Source organism: Salipiger bermudensis (assembly GCF_020171625.1).
GTDB classification, from domain to species: Bacteria; Pseudomonadota; Alphaproteobacteria; order Rhodobacterales; family Rhodobacteraceae; genus Salipiger; species Salipiger bermudensis_B.
The window spans coordinates 150,326-161,184 of record NZ_JAIUZY010000007.1; the positions used below are offsets into that span (position 1 = coordinate 150,326).

At 65.5% G+C, this 10,859-nt stretch carries 10 protein-coding genes and 1 pseudogene; 8 read left to right on the top strand and 3 right to left on the bottom strand.

Going from position 1 to position 10,859, the window contains the following annotated elements; all coding sequences use genetic code 11:
* Positions 1-572: 572 nt before the first annotated feature.
* The 3 genes from LCM15_RS14300 to LCM15_RS14310 are packed head-to-tail and all read right to left on the bottom strand — an operon-like array spanning position 573 to position 4,178.
* Positions 573-2,069 carry a UxaA family hydrolase gene (locus LCM15_RS14300; protein ID WP_224857526.1) on the bottom strand — a complete coding sequence of 499 codons (1,497 nt, stop codon included), beginning with the start codon at positions 2,067-2,069 and terminating at the stop codon, positions 573-575.
* A 1-nt stretch (position 2,070) separates the two neighbouring features.
* Positions 2,071-3,177, bottom strand: a complete 1,107-nt coding sequence (locus LCM15_RS14305) for a mannitol dehydrogenase family protein (RefSeq protein ID WP_224857527.1) — start codon at positions 3,175-3,177, stop codon at positions 2,071-2,073.
* Positions 3,174-4,178, bottom strand: a complete 1,005-nt coding sequence (locus LCM15_RS14310) for a zinc-binding alcohol dehydrogenase family protein (RefSeq protein ID WP_224857529.1) — start codon at positions 4,176-4,178, stop codon at positions 3,174-3,176. Before LCM15_RS14310 ends, LCM15_RS14305 begins: the two co-directional genes overlap by 4 nt.
* A 123-nt stretch (positions 4,179-4,301) precedes the next feature.
* Between LCM15_RS14310 and LCM15_RS14315 the strand changes: the two genes are divergently transcribed.
* The 8 genes and pseudogenes from LCM15_RS14315 to LCM15_RS22900 all read left to right on the top strand — a co-directional run.
* The gene (locus LCM15_RS14315; protein WP_224857548.1) at positions 4,302-5,192 is read left to right on the top strand and encodes a GntR family transcriptional regulator; all 891 of its coding nucleotides are present in this window, start codon (positions 4,302-4,304) and stop codon (positions 5,190-5,192) included.
* 100 nt (positions 5,193-5,292) lie between these two features.
* Complete coding sequence (locus LCM15_RS14320) at positions 5,293-6,033, top strand: FadR/GntR family transcriptional regulator (protein ID WP_224857550.1); 741 nt, start codon at positions 5,293-5,295, stop codon at positions 6,031-6,033.
* Positions 6,034-6,047: 14 nt separating this feature from the next.
* Positions 6,048-7,022 carry a C4-dicarboxylate TRAP transporter substrate-binding protein gene (locus LCM15_RS14325; protein ID WP_224857552.1) on the top strand — a complete coding sequence of 325 codons (975 nt, stop codon included), beginning with the start codon at positions 6,048-6,050 and terminating at the stop codon, positions 7,020-7,022.
* A gap of 60 nt (positions 7,023-7,082) precedes the next feature.
* Positions 7,083-7,574 (top strand): TRAP transporter small permease, encoded by a 492-nt coding sequence (locus tag LCM15_RS14330; protein WP_224857554.1) that lies wholly within the window; start codon positions 7,083-7,085, stop codon positions 7,572-7,574.
* Between the two features lie 10 nt (positions 7,575-7,584).
* Positions 7,585-8,856, top strand: coding sequence for a TRAP transporter large permease (locus LCM15_RS14335; protein ID WP_224857556.1), 1,272 nt, complete (start codon positions 7,585-7,587; stop codon positions 8,854-8,856).
* A gap of 155 nt (positions 8,857-9,011) precedes the next feature.
* Positions 9,012-9,302, top strand: a complete 291-nt coding sequence (locus tag LCM15_RS14340; protein ID WP_224857558.1) for a hypothetical protein — start codon at positions 9,012-9,014, stop codon at positions 9,300-9,302.
* A gap of 369 nt (positions 9,303-9,671) precedes the next feature.
* On the top strand, positions 9,672-10,085 hold the full coding sequence (locus LCM15_RS14345) for a PadR family transcriptional regulator (RefSeq protein WP_224857560.1): 414 nt from the start codon (positions 9,672-9,674) through the stop codon (positions 10,083-10,085).
* A gap of 111 nt (positions 10,086-10,196) precedes the next feature.
* Positions 10,197-10,553 (top strand): annotated as a pseudogene (locus LCM15_RS22900) (siderophore-interacting protein); the annotation flags it as partial.
* Positions 10,554-10,859: the final 306 nt, after the last annotated feature.

A 10,859-nucleotide genomic window follows, 5' to 3' on the forward strand; every position in this document is an offset into this window, starting at 1 on the left:
GTTTCCCCGCCCGGCCCCATCATCGATCGCATGAACCGGCGAAACCCTTCGCCGTGCAGGCCGGTGTGCGCATCGACGACAACCGCAGGCCCGGCCAAACGTGGCTCGCCCCGCTGTCAGACGACCCTCGTCACGTCCGGCGCACGAGTTCACGGTGAAAGCTGCGCGCCCTGCCACCGAGGGGCGGCCCGCCCGGCGGCCAGCCGGTGCGCCTTTCGCTCGGGATATGACGGACCTTGCCTCTGGAACATGGTGCGGGCGCAGCGTGAGGGGCCGTTTGCCAAAACGGATAGCCTGGGGGTCGTCTGCGAACTGCGCCCGCACCCGAAACCATGCCAGTTCCCGACGCCCGCGTCGCCAGCACGTTCGGACCACCCGCTCCGGCTTTTGTGACGGCGCCCTTTTGCGCAACGTCCTTGCTTGGGTCGTGTCTGGCGCGCAACCGCGTCACCGGCGCAGGCGACATGGCGAGCCGCCCCCTGTTTCGCACCAAGAGAGACCCAGTCAGGCGCCGATAAACGCCACGAGGCGCACCGCAGCGCGCCTCGCAAACGTGACGGTCCGGGCGAAGCCTAGAGAACCGCGCCGATCTTCCATGGCACGAACTCGTTGTCTCCGTAGCCGAACTCTTCCGACATGGTCTTCTTGCCCGACGCGGTGTCGAGCAGCAGGTCGTAGATCCGTTGGCCCATCTCGGTCAGCGACACGCCCTCCTCGACCACGCCGCCGCAATCGATGTCGATGTCCTCGGGCATCGAGCGCGCCAGATCCGAGTTCGACGCCAGCTTGATCGACGGCGCGGGCTTGGCACCGAAGCACGAGCCGCGCCCGGTGGTGAAGGCGATGAGGGTCGCCCCCGAGGCCACCTGTCCGGTCGCCGCCACCGGATCGTAGCCGGGGCTGTCCATGTAGACAAAGCCGTGCCGGTCGATCTTCTCGGAATAAGCGTAGGCCCCCGAGAGCGGCGCGAGACCGCCCTTGGCCACAGCCCCCAGTGATTTCTCGAGGATAGTGGTCAGACCGCCCTTCTTGTTGCCGGGGCTGGGGTTGTTGTCGAGCGAGGCGCCGTTCTTGCTGGCATAGTCGCGCCACCACGCGATCATGTCCTCGATCTTGTGGCCGGTCTCGTCCTCGGCGCGCGCGATGAGCAGGTGCTCGGCGCCGTAGATCTCGGGCGTCTCCGACAGGATCGAGGTGCCGCCCGCCGCGACCAGCATGTCCGACGCGACGCCGAGCGCGGGGTTGGCGGTGATGCCCGAGAAGCCATCCGAGCCACCGCATTGCATCCCGAGCGTCAGGGCCGAGACCGGCTGCTCGCTGCGCGCATCCCCGTTGGCCATAGCGGCGATCGGCTCGAGCAGCTCCAGCGCCCGCTTCACCGCCGAGCGCGAGCCGCCGACCTCCTGGATGTTGAAGGTCTTGAAGCGCTCCTTGGTCCATTCGGTCGGCTTGTAGAGTGTCAGCTGGTTGACCTCGCAGCCAAGGCCGATGATCAGCACGCCGCCGAAATTCGGATGGTCGCGATAGCCCTTGAGGGTGCGGACGAGCGCGTCGAACCCCTCGCCCTGGTTGGCCATGCCGCAGCCCTGATCGTGCACGATGGGTGCGAAGCCGTCGACGTTGGGAAATCTCGGCAACAGCGTGCGGTTGGCCTCGGCGGCGATGGCGTCACACACCGTGGTCGAGCAGTTCACCGAGGCGATCACCCCGATATAGTTGCGCGTGCCCACCCGCCCGTCTGGCCGGGCAAAGCCCTGAAACGTGGTGCGGCTCGGCACCTCCGGCAGGCGCGCCTGCACCGCACTGACACCGTGGCCGCCCTCGGGCAGCGCGCAGTTCTGCACGTGCACATGGTCCCCCACCGCGATGTCCCGGCTCGCCACCGCCATTACCTGCCCGTATTTCAGCACCGGATCGCCGGCGGCCATCGCCTTGCGGGCAATCTTGTGGCCACGCGGGATCGGCTCCCGCGCGGTCAGGCCGTCGCGGGTCTCACCGGCGTCCATGTCCGAGAGCACGACGGCCACGGTATCCATGGGGTCGAGCACCATGATCGTGGGCGCTGCCATGTCAGGCCTCCTCTCGTGTGCAAAGAGCGTCAAGCGTGGGCGCGGCATAATCCGGCTGCACCTCACGCACCCATGACAGGAAGGCGCCGATTCGGCGCTCGAGCTTCTGGTCGTGGTTCTGCGCGATATCGGCGATGCGGTGGTCGAGGAACGGGTTGGCGAAGCGCTCGAGCGTCACCGCCAGATAGGCCTCGGCCTTGTCGCCGAGCCCGCGCAGGGCGAACCCCGGCAGGACTTCCGTCTTCATCACGTCTTTCATCTTGTCCCCCACCTCGCCCGCGAGCAGGTCGCGCACGATGGCGTCGGGATCGGCCGCGCCCGCCATCCAGAACGCGGCCATCGCGGTGTGGCCGAGGTTGAGAATGTGCAGCTTCAGCCGCTCGATCTCCTCGAGGTCCTCGACCAGCTGAACCGAGGGGTGCACCACCGGCAGCGTGAGCCCGTCCTGCGCCTCGATGGCCCAGAGCGCGTAAGGTTCGGCCACCGCGCCCACCGGATCGATCGGCTCCGAAACGATGCGGTCGACGAGACTGTTCACCCACAGACAGGCGTTCAGCCACTCGATCAGCACCGGGTCGGCCTTCTTGCCGGCGGCGATCTCGAGCACGCGCGCCTTGAGAACCCTGCCGTTGTTGGGGATCAGCTCCATCGGGAAGATCGTGAGTGGCTGGCCCCCGCTCGCGTGACGCGCCGCCAGCAGGTGGAAGAGCTTGGCCGGGTACGACATCGCCTGATTGGGCCGTGCCTGATCGTCGGCAGGCTTGGGGTCGAACCCCGCATCGCCGGTGTTCGACAGGATGAGCTCCGCCTCCCCGGTGACGACGCGCGACAGCTCGGCCCAGTCGGAGGCGGTCGAGAGCGTCCGCCTGACCGAGGTCACGCGGCGCTCTTCGTCGACGACCTTGCCGTCCTGCTGGCCGCGCACGCGCACCGGGAAGCCGCCCTCCGCGGCCAGCGCCCCGAGCCGCGCCGCGCGGGCGGGATCTCCCGAGCTCTGCACCACGGTGATGGCACGGGCGGGCGAGCCTTCGGAAAAGAACAGGTCGGCATGGGCCTGCAGGAAGCGCGAGGTGCCGAACTGCACGATGGGGGTGGTCACACCGGTCATGCACGCACCTCGATCAGCGCCTTGACCACGCTGCCCCGGTCCTCGGCCCATTTCGGCAGATCCTCCACCGCGCCCTCGATCGTGGTGCGGTGGGTGCCGATCTTGTCGACCGGGACCAGCCCCTTGGCCATGCAGTCCATGACATGCTCGAAATCGGCCTTGAGCGCGTTGCGGCTGGCGAAGAGCGTGGTCTCGCGCTTGTGAAATTCCGGATCGGCGAAGCTCAGATCGCCCTTCACCACCGAGAGCAGCACGTAGTTGCCGCCATGGGCAAGGTAGCTCAGCCCTGCGTTCATCGCGCCGATATTGCCGGTGGCGTCGAAGACGGTGTCATAGACCGTGTCGGCCATCTCCGAGACAAGCTCGGTTTTGGCGGCGGGAATGATCTCCTTGGCCAGCGCAAGGCGGTCGGGCGAGGTATCGCGCAAGGTGACCTCGGCCCCGGCGATGTGGGCGAAGAGACCCGCTCCCACGCCGATCGGGCCTGCTCCGACGATCAGCGCCGTCACCCCGGCGCCCAGCCCCGAGCGGCGCACGCCGTGGGCGCCGATGGCAAGGAACTCGACCATCGCCGCCGCCGCCGGGCTGAGGTCTCCGGCCGGGTAGAGGTTGCCCTCGGGCACCACGATCTCCTCGCACATGCCGCCATCGGTGTGCACGCCCAGCACGGCGATGTTCTCGCAGCAGTTGGGCTTGCCGATGGTGCAGGCGCGGCACGTGCCGCAGGTGAGATAGGGGTTCACGACCACCAGATCGCCCTGCCGGATGCGGCCATCGGCGCTGTCGGCCATGGCGCGGGCCGAGAGCTCGTGGCCCATGACGCGCGGGTATTGCAGGAAGGGCTGGTTGCCGCCGTAGATGTGATAGTCGGTGCCGCAGATGCCGATGGCCTCGATGCGGATGCGCAGATGGCCCGGCCTGTCCTCGGGACGCGGGCGGGTCACGCAGCTCAGTTTGCCCGGCTCGTCGCAGAGCAGAGCCTTCATTTCGGTCGCGGTCATGGGAATCCTCCGTCGGCTGAGGGCACGCGAAAGCGGGGGAGTCGCGCGCCCCTTTACGGTTTTTTATAAATAAAATACATTCCACTCAAGTTGAAAGAGCGGTCAGCCGGAAAGGCGTGCCAGATGTCGCGACAGAACCAGACGTTCAAAGCCGCCGCCAACCAGGCGATGGACCTGTTTTCAGGCCTCGAGCCGGGCTGCGAGCTGGGCACCGAGGCCGAGCTCTGCGACCGGCTCGAAATCTCGCGCACCACAGCGCGCAACGTGCTGTCGCATCTGGCGAACCTCGGGATTCTCGAATGGGAGGGCCGCCGCAAGGTGCTCTTGCGGGCGCCCACGGTGGCGGACCGCTTTCCGCCCGAAGACGTGGCCCTGCCGGCGGAGCGCGCCGAGCACCAGTTCCACGAATGGATCCTGCGCACCGACCTGCCGCCCAACGCGCAGATCCACGAAAGCGAGCTGGCGCGCCAGCTCGGCATCTCCGTGGCGCTGGTCCGCGACCTGCTGCAGAACTTCCGGGTCAGCGGGCTGGTCGAGAAGAACCCCAACAAACATTGGACGTTTCGGGGCTTCACCCGCGACTACGCGCTCGAAATGTGCGACATGCGCGAGCTGATCGAGCGCGAGGCGATGCGCCGGCTCTGCGCCGATCCCGACCATCCCGCCCTGCCCCGCATGGTCGAGATGGAGCGGCTGCACATCAATCTTCTGGCCCGCGACGATTCGGCGATGACCGAGTTCCCGGCCCTTGATGCGCGGTTTCACCGGCTGGTCTGCAGTGCCGCGCGCAACCGCTTCTACGACGAATTCGCGCACCGGATTTCGATCATCGTCCACTACCACTACCAGTGGAACAAGCGCGACGAGACGGTGCGGAACCGCGAGGCGATCCGCGAGCATCTCGCTGTGATTCAAGCAGTTTTGCAGGGTCGCAGCGATGAGGCGCGCGACGCGTTCGACCAGCATCTGCAAACCGCCCGCGAGACCCTGCTCGCCTCTGTGAACTGGTCCTGAACCCGCCACTCTGTTTGCGCAAACAGGTTTGCGAGCGCTTGACGGCGCTTTTTCTGTGGCCCTATGGTCCAACCAAAGTCACGATCTGTGGGAGGAGCAGGTGGCCAAATCGACGGTGGAAGAGATCCGCGACGTACTGCGCCGCGAAATCGCCGAAAGCTATCGGCCCGGCGATCTCATGCCCAACGAGCGCGAGCTTGCGGAGCGGTTCGACGTGTCGCGCAACACCATCCGCGAGACGATGATCCATCTCGAGGCGCTTTCCCTGATCGAAAAGACGAAGCGCGGTGCCAAGGTACGGACGCCGGATTTCGGCATCATGTTCCAGGAACTGACCGATCATTTCGACACGTCGGCGCGCAGCTTCACCGATGTGCTGAACTTCCGCCGCATCAACGAAACCGGTGCGGCGCCGCTGATGATCTGCCACGTCACGCCCGCGCAGCTCGACGCGATCCGCGCCGCCAACGACCGCATGGTCGGCGCGCTGACCGCCGCCGAGGCCGCGCAGGCGGATTACGATTTTCATTACGGGCTGGTGCAGGCCGCCGGCAACACGGTGCTGAGCCGGATGTATGACGTGCTCTCCGTGCCGCTGAAATACTATCTCGAGGTCGGCAAGTCGCAGGAGCTCAACACCGCGACCGCCAAGGCCCAGCACGACCGCATCGTCGCGGCGCTCGAGGACCATGATGCCGCCGCGCTCGGCGCAGCCCTGTCCGACCATTTCCAGCATTCCGGCGAGGTTCTGGCCAGTTGGCTGACCTCCCGCGAGCAGCGTTCCGAACCGATCACCATCTGGCCGGTTCAGCGCGCGCCCCGACCGACCCAGCAACCGTGATACGGAGGAGACCCATGAAAACACTCACCAAGGCCCTGCTCGGCGCCACCACCGCGATGATGCTGGCGATGCCGGCGCTGGCGGAAACCACCGTGCGCATCGCCTACGAGAACAACCCGGGCGAGCCCGCGGACCTCGTTATGAACCGCTGGAAAGAACTGGTGGCCGAGGCCTCGGACGGCGAAGTGGTGCTGGAGCTCTACCCCTCCTCGCAGCTTGGCGCGAAGAAGGACGTGATCGAGCAGGGCATGCTCGGCGTCAACGTCATCACCATCGCCGATGTGGGCTTCCTGACCGACTATGATCCCGATCTCGGCATCCTCTTTGGCCCCTACCTCACCGAAGACGCGCAGAGCCTGTTCGACATCTACGAATCCGACTGGTTCAAGGAGAAAGAGGCCGCGCTGCAGGAGCAGGGCATCCACATCGTGATCAAGAACTACCTCTACGGCACCCGCCAGCTGCTCGCGACCAAGAAGGTCGAGACCCCGGCGGACCTCGAGGGCATGAAGATCCGCACGCCCAACAACATCATGCAGATCCGCGCCATCGAGGCGATGGGCGGCACGCCGACCCCGATGCCGCTGGGCGATGTCTACCCGGCACTGACCCAAGGCGTGATCGACGGTGTCGAGAACCCGCTCCCGGTGCTGTTCGGCCAGAAGCTGCACGAGCAGGCCAAGGAGCTGTCGATGATCTCCTACCTGCAGAACACCTCGCTTTGGCTTGGCGGTCAGGCCTATTTCGACACGCTCGACCCGGAGGTCGTCGAGATGCTGCACGAGACCGGCTACGAGGCAGGCCTCTACAGCCAGGAGCTCGCCGCGGAAGCCGACGAGAAGATCCTCGCCGACATGGAAGCCGCCGGCGTCACCGTGACCTACCCCGACATTGCCCCGTTCAAGGAAAAGGCCATGGCGGTCTACGACCAGTTCCCCGAGTGGTCCGAGGGTCTCTACGAAGAGATCCAGGAGCAGCTTGGCCAGTAATCCGATCCCGGCCCGCGCGATGCCTGTCGCGCGGGCCGCCCTCTAGTCCGAAGGTCCGTCGTGAAGCTTTCCTACAAATTCGTCTCGGCGCTGGCCGGCCTGCTGGTCTTCGCGCTGATCGCGATCACTGCCGCCGCCGTGATCGCCCGCTACCTGCTTGGCACCCCGATCCAGTGGACCGAGGAGATGTCGGCGTTCCTGCTGATCTGGATCGTGTTCCTCGGCGCCATCGCCTGCGAGATCGAGGACCAACACCTCAAGATCGATGTCATCACCCTGATGCTGCCCAAGGCGCTTGAACGCTGGCTCGGCGTGGTCGTCGGCCTCGCCTCGGTGGGGCTGCTGGGCTACATGGCTTGGCTTGGCTACCGGCTGGCCGAGAGCGCCGCGCTGAAGAAGACGCAGATCCTGCGCATGTCGTGGTATTGGATCGACATCGCCGTGACCGTGGGCGCCATCGGCATCGCGCTGGTGATGCTGTGGCGGATCGGGCTTCTGATCCTGAACCGCCCCGTGCCTTCCGTCGACGACACGTCCGAAGATCTGGGCTGAGGCGCGCGACATGGACTGGTTCATCATCATCCCCATCATGTTCCTGCTGTTTGCCCTGAACATGCGGATCTACCTCGCGATGTTCGCGGCGATCCTCGGCTACTTCCTGTTCTTCCAGCAGATCCCCATCCAGATCGCGGTGCAGCGCCTGATCGCGCCGACGCAGAACCCCTCGCTGCTGGCGATCCCGTTCTTCATTCTGCTGGGCACGCTTCTGGGCACCACCGGCATTGCCTCGCGGCTCTTGAAGGTCGCCGACCTGCTGGTCGGCAAGCTCACCGGCGGGCTCGGCCACACCAACATCATGCTCTCGACCCTGATGGGCGGGCTCTCGGCCTCGAACCTCGCGGATGCCGCGATGATGTGCCGGATGCTGGTGCCGGACATGCTCAAGGCCGGCTACAACCGCGGCACCGCCGCTGCCATCACCGCCGCCTCGGCGCTGATCACCCCGATCCTGCCGCCGGGCATCGCGCTGATCATCTACGGGCTGGTGGCCGATGTCTCGATCGGCTCGATGTTCGTGGCCGGCATCCTGCCCGGCCTGCTCTGCGCCGCCCTGCTGATCGCGGCAACCTACTGGGTCGCCAAGAAGGAGGGCTACAAGCCCTCGCGCACCAGCTGGCCCACCGCCAAGGAGACCACCAGCACGCTGGCCAACGCCTGGCCCGCCTTCCTGCTGATCCTCGTGATCATCGGCGGCATCCGGATGGCGATCTTCACGCCCACCGAGGCCGGTGCCATCGCCACCGTTGTGACCATCGTGATCGGGCTCTTCGTCTATCGCGAAATGCGGCTGCGCGACCTGACCGACGCCTTCAGCCAGACCGCGCGTCAGACCGCGGCGGTGCTCTTGGTCATCATGATGTCCTCGGCGCTCGGCTGGATCTTCTCGCTCGAGCAGGCCGGCGTGGCGCTGGCCGAGTGGATCATGTCGCTGACGCAGAACCCGTGGACGTTCCTGCTCATCGTGAACGTGATCCTGCTGGTGCTGGGCATGTTCATCGAGGGCAACGCGCTGCTCATCATCCTTGTGCCGCTGCTGAAGCCCGTGGTGATGCAGCTCGGCATCGACCCGGTGCATTTCGGCATCGTGATGATCCTCAACCTCGCGCTCGGCACGCTGACCCCGCCGGTCGGCACGGTGATGCTGCTGGTCTGCAACCTCACCGAGACCCCCTTCGGAGAGTTCGTCAAACGCGGCTGGCCGTTCCTGCTGGCCCTGCTGATCGCGCTGATGATGGTCACCTTCATCCCCGCGATTTCCCTCGCGCTGGTCTGATCTCCTCCCCGAGACCAGCCGAGAACGCCCGCATCCCCCTCCCTTGGGATGCGGGCGTTGTCATCTCTGGGCCGCTTCAACGAGATGCGATTTTGCGCGAGGCCGATCGCCTGCTATACTCCTCCGGTACTGGATCCGAACTCAGGGAGGAGACGATGCAGTCAGAACTGATGACCCGACGCCGGCTCCTGCACCTCACATATGAGCGCTATCTCAAGGCCGACCGCGCGTGGGCGCTCGCGCTTTCGGACATGCGGCAGTGGTTTCCGACCGGCGCGCGGCCCTACCGTGCGGCGATCGGCGATCCCGGCTCGCGGATGCGCGAACTCTACGAGGCCCGTGCCCGCGCGCTCCTCCGGCTCGAGACCGCGCGGGTGAAGTTCGCCACCGCCAAGCAGCGTCTGGCAGACCGCCAGACCGCGCCGCAGGGACGTCCCTCCGGATAACAGCCTGACCCAATGGCGGCGCAGGATCTGGCCGCGTGACGTCTGACCGAGGCCGGGTGTGGGCACACATATGGACATGCCAGAGTGGGCGATCTATATTTATTTTTATCAAATACTATCAGACTCCTAAGCCGCAAACTTCGCGCAGCATGTGAATGAACGACAGTCTTGCAAACGGGGTAAATCCGGATACATCTTGAGCTGAGTTTTTCACCTCAGCCCAGCCATGGTTCCCGTGCGATGACCCGCAAACCTTCCGGCCCATCCCGCCCTCACGCCAGACCCTCACCCGATCGGCACAAGGCTCCCGCGAAACCCAGCCCGAAACGGCTGTTCGGGTATGACGAGCTGCGGCTTCTGCTCCTCGCGATGATCGAGCAAAGCCCGCGCCACGGCTACGAGATCATCACCGCCATCGAAGAGCGCTTCAACGGCGGCTACCGTCCCAGCCCCGGCGTGATATATCCCTGCCTGTCGTGGCTAGAGGAGATGGGCTACATCGCTGTGGCACCTGACGAGGACGCGCTGAAGCTCGCGCGCATCACCCCCGAGGGCGAGGGCTTCGTCGCGGAGAACCGCTCCGCCGCCGATGCGTTGCTGACCCGCACCCTCCCGGCAGATCACCGTGCCAGCGCGCCCGAGGAAATCGTCACCGCGATGGACGACATAAAGCTGGCCCTGCGCCGGCGCCTCGCAGCCTGCGACCATGATCCCGCGGTGATCGAGGCCCTGACCGACACGCTGCGCAGGACCGCGCAGGAGATTTCAGAAAACATTAAGTAAGCGTCGTAAGAACCTTAATTCTAAGTATAGTTCTTCACTTTCCCAGATCGTTTCGAGGCATCGGAAAAGCTCAAACGGTGCACCCTCACGGCGCGTGAAGCGGGCCATCTTACGCCGCACATAATCCGCATCGTGCTTCACAACGACGAGCTTGCCGATGTCACCAGCCTTGGTGCGGAAGCCCACATCAAGCTGATCTTTCCCCGCGTCGCCGCGACGCCCGAGAGGCGAGAATACTCGCCGCGCCTTCGACGCAGAGCGCGGCAAACTGGTCCTCGGTGTCGCGTTGCACGGTGCCCGTCCGGGGCGATCGACGCGGCGTCCGTCCACACCTCACCCTTGGCAGGCCGCGCGGTTCGGAAGAGATCGCGCCGATGGTTGACTGGCGGCGGTAGCGCCCACGTTCGCGCGCGTCCAAGTGGGGGCGCAAACTGCACTTCCTGGACCGTCTCGGCAGGTGACATTTGAAAGACCGGGACCTGCCAAAAGCAGCGCCTTTCGATCACCGGTATTGCCTGAACGCACAATTTTAAGGATACTGATCCTTATTCGCCAACCGACCCTACGCTCGTATTCTCGTTGTCACCCGGGGAAGGTCCTATCCATGTTTCGCACCAAAACCCGCTTATTTCGTTTCGTTTTCCCTGTGTCCGTGGCCACTTCGCGCGTCCGTCCGAGCGCCGCCGCGCCTCAAGGCATTGCCCCGCTCAGGAGCGGCCCGTCGCTCCGCCTGACATGCACCCGACACCCATCCCGGCCCACGAGTACAACCGA

What these genes read in the sequence shown, in the direction of transcription:
- LCM15_RS14300 (WP_224857526.1), bottom strand. Translation starts at nt 2,069, where the DNA reads ATGGCAGCGCCCACGATCATGGTGCTCGACCCCATGGATACCGTGGCC.
- LCM15_RS14305 (WP_224857527.1), bottom strand. Translation starts at nt 3,177, where the DNA reads ATGACCGGTGTGACCACCCCCATCGTGCAGTTCGGCACCTCGCGCTTC.
- LCM15_RS14310 (WP_224857529.1), bottom strand. Translation starts at nt 4,178, where the DNA reads ATGACCGCGACCGAAATGAAGGCTCTGCTCTGCGACGAGCCGGGCAAA.
- LCM15_RS14315 (WP_224857548.1), top strand. Translation starts at nt 4,302, where the DNA reads ATGTCGCGACAGAACCAGACGTTCAAAGCCGCCGCCAACCAGGCGATG.
- LCM15_RS14325 (WP_224857552.1), top strand. Translation starts at nt 6,048, where the DNA reads ATGAAAACACTCACCAAGGCCCTGCTCGGCGCCACCACCGCGATGATG.
- LCM15_RS14335 (WP_224857556.1), top strand. Translation starts at nt 7,585, where the DNA reads ATGGACTGGTTCATCATCATCCCCATCATGTTCCTGCTGTTTGCCCTG.
- LCM15_RS14340 (WP_224857558.1), top strand. Translation starts at nt 9,012, where the DNA reads ATGCAGTCAGAACTGATGACCCGACGCCGGCTCCTGCACCTCACATAT.
- LCM15_RS14345 (WP_224857560.1), top strand. Translation starts at nt 9,672, where the DNA reads ATGATCGAGCAAAGCCCGCGCCACGGCTACGAGATCATCACCGCCATC.